This is a genomic window from Desulfocucumis palustris (assembly GCF_002933875.1).
In the GTDB taxonomy this organism is placed as follows: domain Bacteria; phylum Bacillota; class Desulfotomaculia; order Desulfotomaculales; family Desulfocucumaceae; genus Desulfocucumis; species Desulfocucumis palustris.
Genome location: NZ_BFAV01000018.1, coordinates 122,189 through 140,355 on the forward strand (window position 1 = coordinate 122,189; position 18,167 = coordinate 140,355).

Annotated in this window: 18 protein-coding genes; 2 read left to right on the forward strand and 16 right to left on the reverse strand. The window is 48.6% G+C overall.

Annotated features, from left to right (window positions below; genetic code table 11):
• Positions 1-51: 51 nt before the first annotated feature.
• From DCCM_RS01655 to DCCM_RS01690, 8 genes are all read right to left on the reverse strand, one after another.
• The gene (locus DCCM_RS01655; RefSeq protein WP_165791982.1) at positions 52-1,062 is read right to left on the reverse strand and encodes a peptidylprolyl isomerase; all 1,011 of its coding nucleotides are present in this window, start codon (positions 1,060-1,062) and stop codon (positions 52-54) included.
• Between the two features lie 92 nt (positions 1,063-1,154).
• On the reverse strand, positions 1,155-4,670 hold the full coding sequence (gene mfd / locus DCCM_RS01660) for a transcription-repair coupling factor (RefSeq protein ID WP_104370724.1): 3,516 nt from the start codon (positions 4,668-4,670) through the stop codon (positions 1,155-1,157).
• Between the two features lie 330 nt (positions 4,671-5,000).
• Positions 5,001-5,390, reverse strand: a complete 390-nt coding sequence (locus DCCM_RS01665; protein WP_104370725.1) for a hypothetical protein — start codon at positions 5,388-5,390, stop codon at positions 5,001-5,003.
• Between the two features lie 151 nt (positions 5,391-5,541).
• Entirely contained in the window at positions 5,542-6,252 is a 711-nt protein-coding gene (locus DCCM_RS01670; RefSeq protein ID WP_104370726.1) for a hypothetical protein, read from the reverse strand.
• 32 nt (positions 6,253-6,284) lie between these two features.
• Entirely contained in the window at positions 6,285-7,598 is a 1,314-nt protein-coding gene (locus tag DCCM_RS01675; protein ID WP_104370727.1) for a sulfite exporter TauE/SafE family protein, read from the reverse strand.
• Between the two features lie 467 nt (positions 7,599-8,065).
• A complete protein-coding gene (floT, locus tag DCCM_RS01680; RefSeq protein WP_269433723.1) occupies positions 8,066-9,514 on the reverse strand; it encodes a flotillin lipid rafts scaffold protein FloT in 1,449 nt (482 codons plus the stop codon).
• A gap of 21 nt (positions 9,515-9,535) precedes the next feature.
• Complete coding sequence (locus tag DCCM_RS01685; RefSeq protein WP_104370728.1) at positions 9,536-10,063, reverse strand: NfeD family membrane protein; 528 nt, start codon at positions 10,061-10,063, stop codon at positions 9,536-9,538.
• 84 nt (positions 10,064-10,147) lie between these two features.
• Positions 10,148-10,828 carry a PspA/IM30 family protein gene (locus tag DCCM_RS01690; RefSeq protein WP_104370729.1) on the reverse strand — a complete coding sequence of 227 codons (681 nt, stop codon included), beginning with the start codon at positions 10,826-10,828 and terminating at the stop codon, positions 10,148-10,150.
• A gap of 243 nt (positions 10,829-11,071) precedes the next feature.
• Between DCCM_RS01690 and DCCM_RS01695 the strand changes: the two genes are divergently transcribed.
• Positions 11,072-11,665 carry a DUF1836 domain-containing protein gene (locus DCCM_RS01695; protein WP_307718788.1) on the forward strand — a complete coding sequence of 198 codons (594 nt, stop codon included), beginning with the start codon at positions 11,072-11,074 and terminating at the stop codon, positions 11,663-11,665.
• A 62-nt stretch (positions 11,666-11,727) separates the two neighbouring features.
• On the opposite strand, the gene DCCM_RS01700 is transcribed toward DCCM_RS01695, so the two are convergent.
• The 8 genes from DCCM_RS01700 to DCCM_RS01740 all read right to left on the reverse strand — a co-directional run bounded on the left by DCCM_RS01700 (position 11,728) and on the right by DCCM_RS01740 (position 17,519).
• Entirely contained in the window at positions 11,728-13,419 is a 1,692-nt protein-coding gene (locus DCCM_RS01700; RefSeq protein WP_104370730.1) for a two-component system sensor histidine kinase NtrB, read from the reverse strand.
• 129 nt (positions 13,420-13,548) lie between these two features.
• Positions 13,549-13,680, reverse strand: a complete 132-nt coding sequence (locus tag DCCM_RS01705; protein WP_104370731.1) for a cyclic lactone autoinducer peptide — start codon at positions 13,678-13,680, stop codon at positions 13,549-13,551.
• A gap of 16 nt (positions 13,681-13,696) precedes the next feature.
• Positions 13,697-14,326 (reverse strand): accessory gene regulator ArgB-like protein, encoded by a 630-nt coding sequence (locus tag DCCM_RS01710; protein WP_104370732.1) that lies wholly within the window; start codon positions 14,324-14,326, stop codon positions 13,697-13,699.
• Positions 14,323-14,784, reverse strand: a complete 462-nt coding sequence (locus tag DCCM_RS01715; protein ID WP_104370733.1) for a hypothetical protein — start codon at positions 14,782-14,784, stop codon at positions 14,323-14,325. Before DCCM_RS01715 ends, DCCM_RS01710 begins: the two co-directional genes overlap by 4 nt.
• 258 nt (positions 14,785-15,042) lie before the next feature.
• Positions 15,043-15,504 carry a hypothetical protein gene (locus DCCM_RS01720; RefSeq protein ID WP_104370734.1) on the reverse strand — a complete coding sequence of 154 codons (462 nt, stop codon included), beginning with the start codon at positions 15,502-15,504 and terminating at the stop codon, positions 15,043-15,045.
• Between the two features lie 227 nt (positions 15,505-15,731).
• A complete protein-coding gene (locus DCCM_RS01725) occupies positions 15,732-16,199 on the reverse strand; it encodes a hypothetical protein (RefSeq protein WP_231702598.1) in 468 nt (155 codons plus the stop codon).
• Positions 16,200-16,452: 253 nt separating this feature from the next.
• Positions 16,453-16,635 carry a hypothetical protein gene (locus DCCM_RS01735; protein ID WP_104370736.1) on the reverse strand — a complete coding sequence of 61 codons (183 nt, stop codon included), beginning with the start codon at positions 16,633-16,635 and terminating at the stop codon, positions 16,453-16,455.
• Between the two features lie 302 nt (positions 16,636-16,937).
• Positions 16,938-17,519: an ATP-binding protein gene (locus DCCM_RS01740; protein WP_104370737.1), complete on the reverse strand. Its 582-nt coding sequence runs from the start codon at positions 17,517-17,519 to the stop codon at positions 16,938-16,940.
• Positions 17,520-17,751: 232 nt separating this feature from the next.
• On the opposite strand from DCCM_RS01740, the gene DCCM_RS01745 reads away from it, so the two are divergent.
• Positions 17,752-18,135, forward strand: coding sequence for a HEPN domain-containing protein (locus tag DCCM_RS01745; RefSeq protein WP_104370738.1), 384 nt, complete (start codon positions 17,752-17,754; stop codon positions 18,133-18,135).
• The last annotated feature ends 32 nt before the right edge of the window (positions 18,136-18,167 follow it).

The following is an 18,167-nucleotide window of genomic DNA, read 5'->3' on the forward strand; positions in this document are numbered from 1 at the left end:
TTTATTCATTTTTTACCAATGGGCCTGTAATTAAATTTTCATAATTCGCGCCTATTCTTTCTTCTTCGTGTCTTCCTTGCCCTTGTTTAAATTGTTGACGATGGTTGCCTTACCGGCGACTTCGGTCATGTATTTAGTAAATTTTTCTTCCTTGGCTTTCTGGGTAAGACTTGCCATTATCTCGGATTTAACCTGCTCAAAGGGGGTAATCGACTCCGGTATAATTTTTTCCATTTTAATTATATGGTAGCCAAAATCGGTTTTCACCGGAGCCTTGGTATACTCGCCGGGTTTTAAGGCAAGGGCCGCCTCTTCAAATTCCTTTACGGCCTCTCCCTTTTTGAAGGTGTAGAGCCCACCGTTGGAGGCGGAGCCGTAATCCTCCGATTTCTCCTTGGCCAGTGCCGCAAAGTCCTTGCCCTGACTCAGCTGGCTAAGCACCGACATTGCCGCCGTCCTGGCGTCCGCCTCCACCTTGGCCTGCCCGCCCGGCTTGTCCATGGTGGACAGCAGTATATGCCTTACCTCATACTGGGCGGGGATGGTGTATTGCCCCTTGTTCCCCTGGTAATATTTCAGGGCATCCTCTTCAGTGGCTTCCTTTACATCCGCCGTGACCTTTTTTTGCAATTCGCCGGCCATGAAGTCCCGCTCCACCAGGTCGTACAGCTTTGGCTCGGATATCCCGTTGGCTGCCAGAAATCTTTTATACTCGGCCTCGTCTTTAAAACCGGCCTTTAAATCGGCCACCTGCTTTTCCAAATCCTTTTTGGACGGGTTGATGCCCTGTTTCTTGGCTTCCTGGTAAACCAGTTCCTGGTTAATCATATTTTCAAGAACTTGTCCCTTTAACATTTCCAGCATGGGTGCCGCTTCCGGGCCCTCCAGATTCATACCCTGCTGTTTGTAGAATTCCTTAACCGCCGTTACCTGCTCGTCCAACTGCTGGCTGGTGATTTTCTGCCCGTTAACGGTGGCCGCCACGTTGCTGCCGCAACCAGCCAGTATTACAGAAAAAATAAGTAATACCGGTAAAATCAACTTTTGAAATTTTCTGCTCAAAAATATCCCTCCCAATATGCAAATTATATAATTACGGCAATTAATCCGCAATAGCCAATTAGAGGGTGCACCCGCAAAAGACACTGCAAAACCTAACCTGCCAGCTCATTAATAAAATCCTCCAATTGCTCCAGGTAATAGTCGGGGTTTTCCTCATAATTCGGGGCTTTGAGTTTTATTTCAAATTCTTCTCCAAGATCATTGAATTTAACTCTGTTTCTATAATTCTGAACCAGTTTTACCAGGGTTTCACCTGTCAGGCCGTGCCCCGGGGCAAACTGAATTTTGTATAAGCCGGGCTGGCTGGCCAGGGACTTGACCCTGAGCCGCCCCGCGGCTATTTTCAGTGACGCCACTTTTAAAAGGCTTCTCACCGGGGCCGGGGGATCACCGAAACGGTCCACCATTTCCTCTTCCATATCCCCCACCTCGGACAGTTCACGGAAATGGGCGATTCGCCGGTACAACTCCACCTTCTGGTTGCTGTCCGGGATGTAGCTGTCCGGAATGTAGGCCTCCACCGGCAGCTCTATGGATGTTTCCACGGGGCCCACGCGCTCCTCGCCCCTGGCTTCCCGCACCGCCTCCTCCAGCAGCCGGCAGTACAGGTCAAAGCCCACGGCGGCTATATGCCCGTGCTGCTCCGGACCCAGCAGGTTGCCCGCGCCCCGTATTTCCAGGTCCCGCATGGCGATTTTATAACCCGAGCCGAACTCCGTGAATTCCCTGATGGCCGATAGCCTTTTTTCCGCCACCTCGTTCAGCACCCGGTCCCGGCGGTAGATTAAATAGGCATAGGCCAGCCGGTTTGAGCGCCCCACCCGTCCCCTCAGCTGGTACAGCTGGGCCAGCCCCATGTTATTCGCGTCTTTAACGATCAGGGTGTTGACATTGGGTATGTCCAGTCCGCTTTCAATTATGGTGGTACAGATCAGCACGTCATAATCCCCATCCATATAGTCCAGCATAACCTGTTCCAGTTCATCTTCCCTCATCTGGCCGTGGCCTATGACCATCCGGGCGTCGGGAACCAGCTCCGACAGCCAGGCGGCGATTCTATCCAGTTCCATAATCCTGTTGTGAACAAAGAAAACCTGGCCGCCCCGGCCCATTTCCCGCAATATTGCCTCCCGGATCATGGCCGGATCTTCTTCCAGCACGTATGTCTGTACCGGAAAACGGTCTTCCGGGGGAGTCTCCAGTATGCTGGTGTCCCTTGCCCCCACCAGGGACATATGCAGCGTCCGGGGTATGGGAGTAGCGGTAAGAGTCAGCACATCCACATTGTTTTTCAGCTGTTTCAGCCGTTCCTTGTGAGACACGCCGAAACGCTGCTCCTCGTCCACCACCAGAAAACCCAGATCCTTAAACACCACGTCATCCTGCACCAGCCGGTGAGTACCGATAACTATATCCAGTTTTCCCACACTCAAATCGGCCAGGATGGCTTTTTGCTCCCGGGGGGTGCGGAAACGGCTGAGCATTTCTATTTGAACCGGATAGGGAGCGAACCGCTCCCTGAAGGTGTTGTAGTGCTGCTGGGCCAATATGGTGGTGGGCACCAGCACGGCCACCTGCCTGCCGTCCATCACCGCCTTAAAAGCAGCCCTCAGCGCCACCTCGGTCTTCCCGTAGCCCACGTCCCCACATAATAGACGATCCATGGGCCGGGAACGTTCCATGTCCCTTTTAACCTCCTGAATGGCCCTTAATTGATCAGGTGTTTCCTCATAGGGAAAATTAGCCTCAAATTCCTTTTGCCAAACCGTATCCTGGCCGAAGGCGTGACCCCGGGCGGTTTCCCTGGCGGCGTAAAGCTCCAGCAATTCCTGGGCCATTTCCCTGACGGCTTCCTTAACCCGTCCCTTTACCCGGTTCCATTCGGCTCCACCCAGCCTGGAAAGCCTGGGGGAGTCAGCCTCGGCCCCCAGATATTTCTGGATCAGCCCCACCTGGTCCGTGGGAACGTAAAGCTTATCTTCACCGGCGTATTTTATTTGCAGATAATCTTTATTGATACCCCCGATATTGAGGGAGATAATGCCCAGGTAGCGTCCTATGCCGTGGTTGACATGGACCACGTAATCGCCTTTTTTCAGTTCGGTAAAGGTGTCCAGCTTGGGCGCCTGCCGGGCCCTGGAGCGCCGGGATTTTCTCCTCTGGCCGTACATTTCCGCTTCGGTAACCACCGCCAGCTTACCGCTGACCAATTCAAAACCGCCGGATAATGATTCCTCGCTGATTACCACGCTGCCCGGAGAAATATCGGCGGAAATTTCCCGGACGTGATAAGCGTCTATTTTGGCGTCCTTCATACCCTGCAGCAATTGCCTGGCCCTGTCGCCACTCCCCGCCAGCAGGGCCACGGCGTAGCCGTTGCGCTTCCAGTGCCTGACGTCGTCGGCCAGTATATCCACCCGGCCTAAAAAGGCGTGCATTCCCTTGAAGGGAAAGGTAACCACATTGCGGGGGGTGAGAAATTGAGGGTGACGGGGTAAAAAGGATATATACACGGCCCTGAATCTGCTCAATCCCGCTTCAAGTTCCTGCCAGTCGGCATAGCCCCTGTACTGCCCGGGAAGCACCCTGCCCTTGGCCAGCAGGTCCGAGTACGTCTCCGCCCGCTCCTTTTGAATTATCTCCACCACTTCCCTGAACCTGACAGGCTCATCCACCAGCACAGGCGCGTCCGGAGGAAAATAGTCGGCCAGGGTTACCGGCCGGGGGTAAAAATAGGGCAAAAATTGCTCCATCCCCGGAAAATGCAGTCCGGAACGTATCTTTTCCAGGGCTGAGCCGGTCACTTCCTCCAACTGGCGCCTGGCTTCCGAAGCCGCCTCCCGGGAGATTTTTTTCATCTGGGCGCGGTACTCGGCCTCAAGGGATTGCAGTCCCTCCTCCCTGGATTTTTCGTCAAGCACCAGTTCTCCCGCCGGGAGTATACTTGTCTCCAGGTATTTTTCCGTGGACCTCTGGGTATCCGGGTCAAAACCCCTGACCGAGTCCACCTCGTCGTCAAAAAACTCCAGGCGGAAAGGAGTATCCGAAGTGGAAGGAAAAACATCCACTATCCCGCCCCTGGCGCTGAATTGACCCCTTCCTTCCACCAGTTCCACCCGTTCATAACCCATCTCCGCCAGGCTGAACTTTAATTCTTCGGGGTTAACCCGCATGCCCACCGCTACCCTCAGTCCGGCCTTACTAAATACTTCCGGGGGCGTTAGCCGCCGCATCAGGCTCTCCGCCGAGGCCACCACCACCGCCGGCCGGCCGCTCATGAGCGATTCCAGCACTTTAAGCCTTGCACAAAGCACTTCCCTGCCGTGGGCCAGCACCTGGTAGGGCAAAAGCTGGTGCACCGGATAGTGGTGCACATGAACCCCGGGCAAAAGCGCGGCCAGATCATCCGCCAGAACCGCGGCGTCCTGTTCTCCGGAGGTAACCACCAGCACCGGGGACCTGCTGTACTCAATAATCCCCGCGGCAAGAAAAGAGCGCTGGGACCCGGAGAGCCCCACCACCATCTGCTGTCTGAAATCTTTGTCCAGACCCCGGCAGAGACCCTGAAATTCTTTTGTTTTTCCTAACGTCGCCAGTATTCCTCGCATATCTTCTCCTCGGGCACAACGAAAAGAGCTTCAGCAAAGGCTAAAGCCCTCCTCATTTGGTGTTTTAAACATCATGCTCCGGGGACAAAGTGTGGCTGGTCCCCGGACCTTTAAAGAGAGGCGTGTCCCCTCTCCCTAATTTTCAAGCTTTACGGCCTGTTGCTCCCGGCCCTTTGGAGGCGGGGTCTTGCAGGCCGTTAGCGATATAATGATACAGTATTATAACCCCGGCCCACTGGGGCGTCAAGCAATTATTGGCATTTTGTTCCAAGCCATTATACTAATTATTTATTTGCTCTTTAATAAAAGACTTGTTTCAAACCCGCTTCTTTACCTGCCGTCCCGGTTAATACCCAGCACCAGCATATTCCACCCGGCATGAATCACATACGCAAAAAAGAAAGCGGCAACGATAAAACCCGTGTAATGATATATAAAATATGTAACCAGCCCGAAAACGGTGTGTTCCAGCACAGCTGTAAAACCCGCCGGAAGATCTTTTTTTCCCGCCCCTTCCCACAGTCCTTCCAAAAGGCCAAAAACAAGGTGCGTGGCGGGAACAGACGTCCCCAATATATAGGCCAGCCCTGTTTTCGCCGCCTCCTCCACCGCCGGCCCCAGGTAAACAATACCCGGGCGCCCGGTCCTCAGTATGAATCCGTTAACCAGCCAGGAAATCCCTGCCGCAGCCAGGGCCGTCAAAATAAAATTCCAGTCCAAGCCTGCCCCCGAATGATGTAATTGTTTATATATTTAACAAAATTATCATTTTTTAATCCCCGGCCGGGGCCATGGTCAGGACGCAATAAATTAATTGACAAATAAAAAAAGGTAACGGCAGAACCGTTACCTCCAAACAAATATTTTCCACTCAGGCTTCCAGCTTTTTCTTGGCGGCCGTGGCGGTGATGCCCATACCCTCAAACAGGTACATAACGGCGAAACCAAACCAGACCGTATATATCACGTAAAATGTCAGCAGGAAACCGGTGACTCCCATTTTTTCCCGCACCTTGACGGGTTTGATGCCCTCAAAGTTATAGGCGGGCTCCAGCGCTTTGGACATCACATTACCGGTAAAGGACATTTCGCTGCTTTTGGCATCCAGCTTATACTGTTTGTTAAGCGCTTTAAATCCGCCGTACCAGCAATAAATCACTTCCTTGCCGTCCATTCCGTATGCGCCCTTTAATTCATCGACCCTTCCATTGAACAGGGCATCGGCATCCTTTAGCGCGGCCAGTGAGATTTTTCCCAGGTCGCCGCTAATATCAACCTTGTTCGAATCCACCTTTACATCCGCTCCAGCCGAGCCGTATACTTTGGCTATTTGTTCACCCTCCGCGGCATCAGCGGCTTTTACCGACACGCTAAAGGACGTCCCAGCAAATTTTTCCGCCGACTTTTCCACCGCGGGAATCTGATAAGTGGAGCCCTTGGTCAATGAGTTAAACAAGTCTTCGGAATATATCAGTATTGTTTTGCCGTCAATCACCGGACTGAGCATCAGCGCCAGCACCACCAGGAAGGATATCAGCAGGCCCAGGCCAATGTTGAAGCTCTTTTTATCCACTATTAGCATTATAAACACCTCCTTCTATTATCAGGCAGCGGTTAATGCTGAACAACGTTGACGGAAGACATGTGCTCCGCCCGGAGCTTTCCGGCGCCCTTCACAAAAGTCGATATAATCCACACGGAGAAGATACCGCAAAGGATAAAGAATACCACTGTGCCAATCTGATTCAGCGTGGCGGTTCCCGTTTCGCTGAAGGATGTGTAGCCGGCGGAATTAAGCTTTGCCGGCAGGGCGCAAATCCTGTTCACAAAGCCTGCCACGATGGTCAGGGCGTAAATAGCTCTGATGGTGGCGCCGGTGGCAATCTTGGTGGCCATGGCACCCATCTGGATACCCACCAGAGAGCCCAGAAGCATTCCCAGGGCCAGGCTGTAGAATACATAACCGTAAATGGCGTACTGGGCAATGGAGGAATAGGCCGTGGTGAATATTATTTGCAGAATGTCGGTACCAACTGTGGTAAAGGTGGATACCCCAAGGCCGTACACAAACATGGGGAAGGTGAGGAATCCGCCGCCCACGCCCATTATTGACGCCACAAAACCTACGATAAAGCCGCAGATGATAATGGGATACACGGCCAACTTCCTGCCGCCGGGAACTATATCCTGGTCAAAGGTCACCCTGGGAGGAACCTTGATTGACTGGAGCATTTTGGCGAATTTGGTGGTGGCCTCTGTCACAGCCGCCCCGCCGTGGCCCCCGGTATCCTTTGACTTCCTCTGGTTGAACCAGTCATACAGGGCATAGGACCCCAGTATGCCGAGCATTATCACATAAACCGAACTTATAAAAGCATCGCTTAAGGCCGGGCTCTTGGCGTAGATGGCCCTGTTGATGATACCGCCACAGGATGCTCCGGTTATGGACCCTAAAACAAACCAAACGGCAATCCACAAATTAACATTGCCTAGTTTTTTATGGATTACGGTTCCCATGATTGCCTTGGCAAACAGGTGGAACTGGTCGGTGCCCACCGCCATGATGCCCCTGACGCCGATGCTCATCATGGCCGGGGTCAGCACATAACCTCCGCCGGCGCCGATAACGCCGGTTATCAATCCGGCCATAAGGCCCACCACTATAGACCCCAGGAACATCTGCATGGTTATATAGCTGGGCATGAATGCCTTGTCACCACCCAGGGTGGCAGGCATGGAGGAGGCCGAAGCCATTTCCAGGCCAACCCCCAGCAGAACCGGCAGCATGGCTATTAACAATATCTTTTTACGCCGGGCGAAAATATTGCGGCTCATTTCCAGTTCCCATTTGGTTTGAGCCCTGGACATTTCGGTCAGGAACTGACCGGTGGTGATTATCCCCATGGCCGTCCTTTTAAAAATGTTCATAATTTACACCTCCCGGATAATGGCTATTAAAAAATGTATTAATATATAAAAGTACTGGTTTTCACATTCATGCATAAAATTTGTTATCTGTTTTTAGCTACAATCATAAAACCACCCCCCCTGGCAGAACCGGCTAAGCCCATGTTGTCCGCTGTTTTAGTCAGCCGATTTGTGATTTATTTCTCTTTCCAAAATAGCTCATCATGGGCCCATTGTCAATAAGATATTGATAAATTTTTCACAAACCCAGCATTCTTTACAAGTTGTTTGTGACAAAACGAATGAAAAAATCAAAAGAAAACCAGCGCCAATCAAGGGTTTAGATTGTTATTTTAGTAACAATCCCCCGGACAAAAAAAGAGCCCCTGAAATCACAAGTTTTTTCAGGGGACCGCCATCTATTTCCTTTATTTCGCCACCACCGTTTAAGACAGGTTTTGCTTCGCAACAAATTTCTAACGAAAAAGCTAATCCCTGCCGGCCGTTAAGCCTTTAATAATTTTTTCCACGTCTATACCGGAAATATTTTTCAGCATTTCCGGAGCGGTTGCCGCAAGCGACGCCACATAATTGCTCACCCGGGCGGCCCCTTCACCGCTGCCCGTATCCACCACAGTCAATTTGTCAATTGACTTGAGGGGCTCAGCAACCCTTCCGGCCAGCTCCGGCAGCATTTTGACTATTATATCCAGCACAGCCGCCTCTCCGAATTTTTCGAAGGCCTCCGCCAGTTTTTCCTTGGCTTCCGCCTCCGCCAGGCCCCGCAGCCTGATAACCTCCGCCTCGGCCATACCCCTGGCCCGCTCGGCGTCGGCCACGGCCATGCCCTCCAGGCGCTTTTGCTCGGCATAGGCCTTTGCCTCGGACTCGATTTTATATTGAGCGGCTTCCGCCTGACGCATTTGCTTCACCTTTTCCGCCTCGGCGGACTGCTCCACAGCGTAGCGGTCCGCATCCGCCTTTTTCTTCACATCGGCGTCGTATTGCTTTTGCCTGCGTAAAATCTCCTTCTCCTGCAAATCAATTTCCCGCTCCTTGCGGACAAGCTCGATCTTCATCTGCTCTTCAACCACCGTCTGCTGCGAGCGGGCCTCCTGGATGTTGTAAGCCTGGTCCGCTTCGGCCATGGCCATATCCTGGTCCTTTTTAAATGCCGCCACTTTAAGCTCTTTTTCTTTTTCCGCCTCAGCCACATTGGTATCCCGCAAAAGCTCCGCCTTTTTACCCTCTTCATCCGCCAGAGCCTTTTGTATCCTTGCATCACGCGTGGCCTGGGCCTCGGCTATATCGGCGTCCCTCTTCACCGCCGCGATCCTTGGTTTGCCCAGCGCCTCCAGGTAGCCCTGCTTGTCCCGGACATCCTTGATGGTGAAAGACACTATTTGCATACCCATTTTTTTAAGATCCTTGGCCGCCACCCCCTGAACCTCCTGGGCAAACTTATCCCTGTTGCGGTAAACCTCCTCCACCGTCATGGTGCCCAGAATAGCCCTCAGGTGGCCTTCCAGCACTTCCTGGGCTTCCAGTTTAAGATCCTCCGTGGGTTTGCCCAGGAATTGCTCCGCCGCTGTGCCCACATCCTCCACCGAGCCCCCGATTTTAATAATTGCCACTCCGTCCGCCAGCACCGGCACTCCCTGTTCGGTATAGACCTCCGGCGTGGACACGTCCAGTTTGTGGGAGAGCAGCGAAAGAAATTCCGCCTGTTGAAAAACCGGCAGGATAAACGCCCCGCCTCCCCGGACTATTTTAATTTTGCGTCCTGAATTATCGGCAAATACATTTTTAGCGCCCAGAAAAGAACCGGTTACTATCATCGCCTCATCAGGGCCCACAGTTTTGTACCTGGCCCAAAAGGTCCCCCCTAAAACCGCAATTACCAGTATAACAATCACGGGAACAGTAATAAACATCATTTACATCAGCCTCCTTAACATTTATTCATCGTAACGAAATACATACAGCACGCCTTCCCTGACGTCGCCCACCACCACCCTGGCGCCCGCCGCAAGCTCCTCCCCGTCCAGGCTTGCCGCAATTTGATTGGTGTTCCCGGCTCCGGCCCTGACCACAACCTCGCCAAATCCCTGCGCCGGAACCGGCACGATTACTTCTCCTATTTTTCCCACAAGGTCCTGAATGGAGAAACCGGTGGAATTCTCCGTGTTTTTCATAGGCTTGACGTATGCGAAATATGTAACGGCTGAGGACAAAACACCGGCCATGGACGCCGCCAGAAAAACAGGCAGGATATCCAAAGAGGTATACCTGTCAAGCAATATCCCGGCTCCGCCGAAAACGGCCACGCCGCCGACAATTACCATGGGCTGCATAAAAGCCAACTGCTCAAAGGGCAGCGAATCCATAACACCGTCCAATATATCCCCCAGCACATCTCCGAATATTATTGTTGTCAGCGCAAAAAGGCTTCCACCAATGAGACACCCCCAATATATGGCATACATATTTTCCCTCCCTATCCGGAGGCCAACCCCCTCCGGATGCTCCTTTCTCAACTTTTTTGGAAAACTGACGGGCGGTCAGCGGAATTATTCCTGCTCCCCCTTTTTCATACCGGCCTTTTTCCTTAACTCCTCCAGTTCCCTGTCTATGTCCCCGTTGCCCAGCACCGACAGTTCCTCATCAAGACTGCGGCCGGACAGCGCCAGCCCTGCCGCGACCTCCGCCCTGGCCTCGGACTGCAACACCTTTTCCTCCATGCGCTCAAATCCACGCCTGGCGCCATCCTTGCCGAATCCCCCCAGCAGCCCGTAAACCTCCTCCTGCGCCCTGGCCGACTGGGTCCTGGCAACCAGAGTATCCCTCCTGGCCCGGAGCGCTTCATATTCGTCTTTCATTTCCCTCAGCCGGGATTTGAGCTTTTCAGCCACGGCATCGCTTTTCTCATATTGCAGCCGGTAGTCCTGGGCCCTTGCCGCATGAATTTTTTTGTCCTCCAGAGCCTTTCTGGCCAGATCTTCCCGGTCCTTCTCCAGAGCTGCCACGGCCTGCCACTCCCTCTTTTCCATCATGGCGGAGGCATCATCGTACTGGGACTTGAATTTTCGCACCACAGTCAATTGTTTGGCCACCGCGCTTTCGGCATCACCGATGTCATCCTCCATGTCCCGCAAATACTGATTCAGCATGGTCACCGGATCCTCGGCCTTATCCAATAACGCATTGATATTAGCCCTGAGGTTGTCACCAATCCGCTTAAACAAACCCATGCGAACATCGCTCCCTTCTTTTTTCTTTGCTGACATATTTTGTTGACTTCAATATATCAAAGGTTATATTCTACCGCAACACATGGTTTTGTTTACTACATTTCAAGGATGACAACACAAGATGAACAGCTTTATTTTTCTCATAGTTTCATAATCTTGCTTTCAATATCTTGTCATATCGTTGTCTCTATATTGTCATATGGTTATTGATACTATATAATACAAAAAAGGAGTGACGAAATTGTGTTTTTAAAGGATGATCTGGCAGGACTAATTGATCAGCTTTCCCTGTCCGCTGACGTTAAAATATCGGACATGCCTGATATTGACCTGTACATAGAGCAATTGACTTCGCTGATTGACGTCAAGCTTTCCGGGCACAAGAGGGAAAAGAACGGCAAAATATTGACCAAAACCATGGTTAACAATTACACCAAGGCAGGGCTGTTAATGCCCCCGGTCAATAAAAAGTACAGCAGGGATCATTTCATATTACTGATACTCATTTACTACTTAAAAAACATTTTATCCATAAACGACATAGGGAAACTGTTCTCGCCCATTCTAAACAACATCGCCAGCCGGGATGACGATGTAATATCGCTGGGAGAAATATATTCCACTTTTTTAGAACTGGTAAAGATTGAAATAGACTCTTTCAGCCTGTCTCTCATGAACAAGGCTGATTTGATAATGGAAAAAACGGCCGGAGTAGCCGGTGAAAAGCGTGATATAGCGGGGCTGTTTCTAATGGTGTTAATGCTGGTGGCCCAGTCGAACGCCCAGAAGCGACTGGCGGAAAAAATTATCGACACCTATTTCAGCGCCGGCGATTAATTTGTTTTTGCAGTTGATGATATAAAGAAATTCATAATTTTTTGCCCACTTATCAAAGGTGTTTAAATGGATTCTTTGATCTGGTTATCAATATTATTTTTTCTAAAAAGAACCGCAAAGGTTGTTCCGGAAGAACCGGTTTCCACCTTTATCGAAGCGTTGTGACGGGCGGCAATGCTGTAGCAAACGGCAAGTCCCAGGCCGGTACCGTTCTCCTTGGTGGTAAAAAAAGGAGTGCCGATTTTCTCCAGCAATTCCTGGGGAATACCGCAGCCCTGATCCCTCACGGATAAAATTACAACATCCCCGTCTTCATTTTCACTGTCCAGAAAGGTTTCAATGGACAGCTTTCCGCCCGGGGGCATGGCATCCAGCCCGTTGCGCACAAGATTGAGTATAAGTTGACGCATCTCCTTTTCATCCAGCAGCAAATCAGGTATATGCCCAAAGCCGAATTCGATGTGTTTGTCCGAAGTCATGGCGTCAGCCGTTATCAGCGGAGACATGGTTTTTACAATGTTGTTGAGGTTTTGCATTTTATAATCAACGGCCTTGTTTTTGGCCAGGGAAAGATACTCCGTAATTATTGAATTGGCCCGGTCCAGTTCCTGAATCATCAAATTAAAATAATCCTTGTACCCGATGCATTCATCCTTGTTGTTCAGCAGCTGTAAAAATCCCCGCACAGTGGTCATGGGATTTCTTATTTCATGCCCTATGCCGGCGGCCATTTCACCCACCAGGTTCAGTCTGTCCAGACGGGCCATTTCCTTTTCAATTTGCTTCCGTTCGGTTATATCCTCGGCGAATTTTAAAATGTGCGTAATCCTGCCCTCGGAGTCCCGGAGAGGGAAAAAAGTAGCGTATTCCCAATAGTATTCACCGTTTTCTTTTTGGCCGGTTACTTCACCCTTCCACTCCCTGCCTGTTTTGATTATTTCCGACAGCTGCTCCGCAGCTTCCGTCCGGTTCTCGTAATAGTTTGCTATATCCTGCCCCTCCGCCTCTTCCTGGGTATAGCCGGTGATGCCGGTAAAACTGCTATTGACATACTGTATCCTGCAGTCCGTGCCGGCTATAACCACCATAACCGGACTCTGCTCCACGGCGCAGGACAGAACCCGGAGCCCCTCTTCAGCTTTCTCCCTGGAGGCGATTTCTTTTTTCAGGGCGCAAAGGCTCTCGTTTAAATGCCTGCGGTGATGCGCCTCTATATTGGTAAGGCCGCCCACGAACCAGCCTATAACATACATCATTCCGATAAACAGCAGATCTGTTTCCACCGCCTGGTAAATATTTGTTTTTCCGATTATATGAGTGCTATAAAAAATCAGAAAAAAAGTGCATACTGTCGCCATTATCAATCCGCCGGTAATGCCGGTCATGGAAGCGGCAACCAGAACGGGCAGCAGAAGAATGACCTCGACATTGTCAAGGCTGTTATTTACAGCCAGCAGGGTTATGCCCGTCACAACCAGAGGAAAGGATAAATACGTTATCTTGGTAAAAGATACTGAACTAACGTTATCGGATAAAAAGTCTCTTTTGGTTTTTAAAAGCAAAATAAAGCCAATCGCAACCAGCCCAGACACGGCAAAAAAACGAATGTTGATTATCGGATATATTTGGGACGGCACATAGAATTTATGACTGAGAACCAATGTTGATATCATGATCAGAAGGCAAAGCATGTGTGTAGTGATTAAATATTCCTGTAGCTCTTTTTCCCTTTGGGATATATTACCCGTTGCCATGCTCTTCACCTTCTTTAAAAACCTCTTAAAAATAAGAGGTGGAAATAACCACCTCTTATTACAATAACAAACTTTGTCATTATTTCCAATTATGAAAGTACAATTTAATACAGAAAATCAATTATTTTTCTATTTTCTCAATGATTCAGGCAACTCGGGCTGGTAGTGGGTAAACGCACAGGCGGATGCAGCGGTGATGCTGGCTAAAAATAGCAGCACTGTTACCGTAAATAAAAACACTTTGCTCATAATATTCCTCATTAAATTACACCCCCTTTTACGTTTTTTTAAATGAAATTTTATCTATTAAAGACATCAATTTATGGCCTTTACGTGTGAGCATGAAACTTACCCACAGCAAAGTCAGGGCAACGCAGGATTGAACCACAACGGCATATTGCCAACTGCTTTCCCTGATTAACAACACTGCGAAAGTCTCCAGAAAAACAAATGCAATTGATATAATTTTAAGCTTTTTTTTCCTGAGAGAGGATATTATAGGAGCAGAAGGCGAATCCATTGGGGCAAACAATATCATAGCCGCAAGACCAGCTATAAAAGCTCCGGCGGAAATCGCGTCAACAAGCCCCTGGCCAAATTGGCTTAAAAATGAACCCAACAGGGCAAACATAGGAAAAATGGCTATTGTGACGACAGCGCAGCGCCAGGGGGAATTAGAATGGGCTCCCCCGGCACTGTGCCTGAACAATACCGTCGTAACTAAACAAGCCGCGGTTCCTGGAAATACTCCTAGTAATGCCGCCAGAAGAAGCGTAAAAAAAATATTTAAAAAATTTAATGTCAGAATTTCAATAACATAAGCCAGAACTTTTTCCTGGTCCTCCGGGAGGCACGTCTTCCGGCTTAAATAACCAGCCCAATGCCTACTGAATGCAAGATAGCTCATATTCTCCACATGCCTTCCATCGGTTTCCTGAATTTAGAAATCAACAAAGCAATGGCTATCATAATAGCGACCTGAGGTAACCCTACTAATAGCCATACATAATTATCGGACATTAAATTGCTAACTTCTTTATTTAAAAGACTGCTAATAAGTTCATACATGGGAACCTCCAGCAAAGCCAGAAGGGCAAAGCTGGCGAAAGAGACGATAAAGCTTATGGAAGGCGGAACCCTTGTGGCTCTGGCGATAAACAGTGCGGACAGAAAAATAGCTGCAACAGTGTGCAACCCGAAGGTTACAGGCAGGCTCCTAACCATATAGATTACCACTGTCATAACACTGGCAACGGCCCAAATTACCCCCCAGCGCAAATTCACCCTGGCTAGGGCAAGACTGCAGGCCACAAGCCCTGCAGATTCGGGAATACCCTGCACAAAAAACAATAATAACTTCAGCATCTTACACCTCGTAAAGCAGAATAAACCGAGGTTATAACAATTAACAAATACTATTCGACACAGAACCTGGAATTCCTATTAAATTTTGCTTATGTTCCCCTAAAATTTCAGCAAAAGTCCGATTTTCCCGTATCAAACATTATTGCCAAATCGCTCCAGATCAAAAAAGCAAAAGGAACAGGCAGCTTTTAATAAGTAAAAAAACAGCCTGCCCCTAATGGTACTGTATCACTACCCGACGTCTGCCGAATAAAAGGCTTATATTCTCCACATGCCTTCCAGCGGTTTTCTATACTTTGGAATCAACAATGCTATAGAAATCAGCAGAATGGACTGGGGTAAACCAGTTAATTTCCATAATGTATCCTCGGAAATCACCTTACTAATCTCAGTGTTTAATAGAATTATAAACACCTCATTCATGGTTGTTTCCGCCAAGTAAAGAACGGTAAAACTGACAAAAACCGCCATAAAGCCTTTGGAAGGCGGTACCCTGGTTGCCCTGGCGATAAACAAGGCGGTCAATAAAATAGCCGCCACTGTATGCAGCCCGAAAGTGATAGGCAGATTCCTTATGATGTAGATCATTGCAGTCAAAACAACGCCAATAGCAAAAATTAATCCCCAGCGCAGTTTCACCTTGACTAGAGCAAGACTGCAGGCAATAATCCCAGCAGTTTCAGAAATACCCTGCACAAAAAACAATACTTCCTGCAGCATCTTTACACCTCATAAGCAGCATAAAAATGGTTAATAAATGTTATTCGATACAAAAATGGAATCCCTGAAAATTTAGCAGAATTCTTACCAGTCCGACTTAATCGATGTTGCAAAGTCAATCCCGTCAGCAAAAAATAACAAAAAGAAACAAACAACTTTTTCATAACGAAAACTGCTGACCTTATTGGCGCTATATCACGATCTGGCTCCTACTAAACAAAGGCAGCTCATATCCTCCACATGCCTTCCAGCGGTTTCCTGTATTTTGAAATCAACAATGCGAAGACAATCATCATAATGGCCTGGGGTAAAGCAGCCAATTTCCACAAAAAAACATCGGACATAAACTTATTAATGTCGATGTTTAAAAGCCTAACAAGCACTTTAAACATGGTTAACTCCAATAAAGCAACCGCAGCAATACCAGCAAAAACCACCATAAAGCTTTGGGAGGGCGGTACCCTGGTTGCTCTGACTATAAACAGAGTCCATAAAAGAATTGTCGCCACGGTGTGCAATCCGAAAGTTATAGGAATACTTCTTAGGACTAAAATTATCGCCGTCATAACCAGAGCCGTCGGCAGAATCACTCCCCAGCGCAGTTGCACCCGGGCCAGGGCCAGGCTGAATGCGCAGACTCCTACAGTTTCGGGAAAACCCTGCATAAAAAATAATAATATCTGCAGTATTTTCACACCTCACAAAACAACAAAAAATGGCCAATAAATCCTATTCGACACATAAACTGGAATTCCTTTTATTTTTTGTTTTACATAATTTCAAATTAAGTCTTGCCGGTTCTCTCAATAATACCGTGATGCTGCCGGGGCAACAAAAAAACCGCCTTTTACAGCGGGACAAAAAGCTTCGCGAAACCTCGCAAATTTTATTTTCTTAATTGGCAGGAGATTTATCATTACAGCCCTTGTCCTTTCATATCTGCATTATCTACCTCATCTTTCCTCCGGTGCCGCGTTCAAAGGCATGTTCCTTTTGCAGCAACCGGGTTAAACTATTCCCGCCTTTTAAAGCACCGTACAACCCAACGAAAGGTTTTTCCCTCAGTGGAGTCAATATCAACTTCCCATCAATCTCCTGCAGATCGAATCTGTCACCCTGTTTATCCCGCACTTTTTCCTGATCCCAGATGGGATAATGATTTGCCCCTTTTTAGAAATTTTAATTATCGACACTGCTTTATCCCCCCATGTCCTACATTATGAAAGCAAGACAGGGAGTTGTAAATATACTTCTCCGCCCCACTATCCGGCTCATAACCCGACATATTTGTTCATAACGGCCTCAACGCCATCCGGCGCTATGCATCACCGCAGATTGCCGCAGATTAATATCCGGCTAAAAAAATTCCCGGAGAAGGTATTCCTGGGACATCGGTTCCACAAAAGTATAACTTCCCCGCCCCTTTTTTTGAATTACAGCTTGGAAACAAGGTGGTCCACGGCCCTTTTAGCTTCATTGGGATTTATATTTTTGGCATATACACTTTTATCGGAAACAATACGCTTCAACACATCGCGAACCTTAAAACGCTGGCTCAATTTATCCAGTATTTCATCGTAAACCGGCGTCAGGGTTATCAGAGTGCGATCATAGCCTAATCTAACAATACCCGGGGTAATTGTATTTTCTCCAGCCTCAATGAGCGCGTAAAAAATCTCTGAACAGACAACCATTGTATTCTGGGGGTGACCGCCGGTCCTGCTTAAAATTTCTTTGATAATTTGGTATTCGGTTTTAATACCGCGGTGGCTAAATTTTTCAATAATATATTTTATCCAGGCATTTTCCGGAATAAGGGGTATGGGAAGAATGGTGGCAAAACGGTAAAAAGCCTCTTTCCGGCTCCCAAACAAAGTATCCATAATCCCTTCCTTGGAACCAAAAAACATATATGCCACGCTTTCCTGATTCTGAAAATGGGAGCGCATCTTTTTATAAATCCCGGCATCCACTGCCCTGGAAGCATCCTGAAACTCGTCAAACAAAACAATCATGAATTTTTATCATGTCTAGCAATGATATCCAGCAAATCAAGAGCGTAATCAAGCAAAACGTTATCATCTTCTTCGTCATGGAGCCCGATGCCAAACTCCAAATCTTCAAGTTTTTGGGTAAGCTTTGTGGTACCTGCAATATGTGTAATCCATGCGCCGCCCAATTTGTGCATATTAATTGATTTCAGCTAATTGTCGTGTTAGAATAAACACATGAGGTGGAAAATACTGTATGCTACCGAAAACAACCGAATGGCTTGACCAATCAATATATGACCTAAAAACTGCGGAAAGCCTTTACCAGGCCGGAAGGTATATATACGCTATTTTTATGTGCCACCTGGCAGTTGAAAAAGCATTGAAAGCATTGGTGGTTGAAACAACAGGCAAAGCGCCGCCCAGAACTCATAACCTTGTCAATTTGATCAAACTGGGACAACCCGGGTTAACCGATGAACAGACCAAATTCATAGCCCGTTTAAGCCTGGCCGGGATAGTCACCAGATATCCCGATGATCTAAAAAGGGCCTTGGACGACTACCCGCCCCCAGTAACCCGGGACTACCTGAAAAGAGCTAAGGATGTGGTAAAATGCCTGAAACAGCAATTGGAGTAGAAGAAATAATAAAATCGTACCTGCTTGTGCTT

Excerpts from the sequence above, each read along its gene's own strand:
- DCCM_RS01740 (WP_104370737.1), bottom strand. The coding sequence starts at position 17,519 with ATGATTGTTTTGTTTGACGAGTTTCAGGATGCTTCCAGGGCAGTGGAT.
- floT (WP_269433723.1), bottom strand. The coding sequence starts at position 9,514 with ATGATGTTTATTACTGTTCCCGTGATTGTTATACTGGTAATTGCGGTT.
- DCCM_RS01705 (WP_104370731.1), bottom strand. The coding sequence starts at position 13,680 with ATGAGGAATATTATGAGCAAAGTGTTTTTATTTACGGTAACAGTGCTG.
- mfd (WP_104370724.1), bottom strand. The coding sequence starts at position 4,670 with ATGCGAGGAATACTGGCGACGTTAGGAAAAACAAAAGAATTTCAGGGT.
- DCCM_RS01715 (WP_104370733.1), bottom strand. The coding sequence starts at position 14,784 with ATGCTGAAGTTATTATTGTTTTTTGTGCAGGGTATTCCCGAATCTGCA.
- DCCM_RS01685 (WP_104370728.1), bottom strand. The coding sequence starts at position 10,063 with ATGTATGCCATATATTGGGGGTGTCTCATTGGTGGAAGCCTTTTTGCG.
- DCCM_RS01690 (WP_104370729.1), bottom strand. The coding sequence starts at position 10,828 with ATGGGTTTGTTTAAGCGGATTGGTGACAACCTCAGGGCTAATATCAAT.
- DCCM_RS01710 (WP_104370732.1), bottom strand. The coding sequence starts at position 14,326 with ATGAGCTATCTTGCATTCAGTAGGCATTGGGCTGGTTATTTAAGCCGG.
- DCCM_RS01720 (WP_104370734.1), bottom strand. The coding sequence starts at position 15,504 with ATGCTGCAGGAAGTATTGTTTTTTGTGCAGGGTATTTCTGAAACTGCT.
- DCCM_RS01700 (WP_104370730.1), bottom strand. The coding sequence starts at position 13,419 with ATGGCAACGGGTAATATATCCCAAAGGGAAAAAGAGCTACAGGAATAT.
- DCCM_RS01675 (WP_104370727.1), bottom strand. The coding sequence starts at position 7,598 with ATGAACATTTTTAAAAGGACGGCCATGGGGATAATCACCACCGGTCAG.
- DCCM_RS01670 (WP_104370726.1), bottom strand. The coding sequence starts at position 6,252 with ATGCTAATAGTGGATAAAAAGAGCTTCAACATTGGCCTGGGCCTGCTG.
- DCCM_RS01745 (WP_104370738.1), top strand. The coding sequence starts at position 17,752 with ATGCTACCGAAAACAACCGAATGGCTTGACCAATCAATATATGACCTA.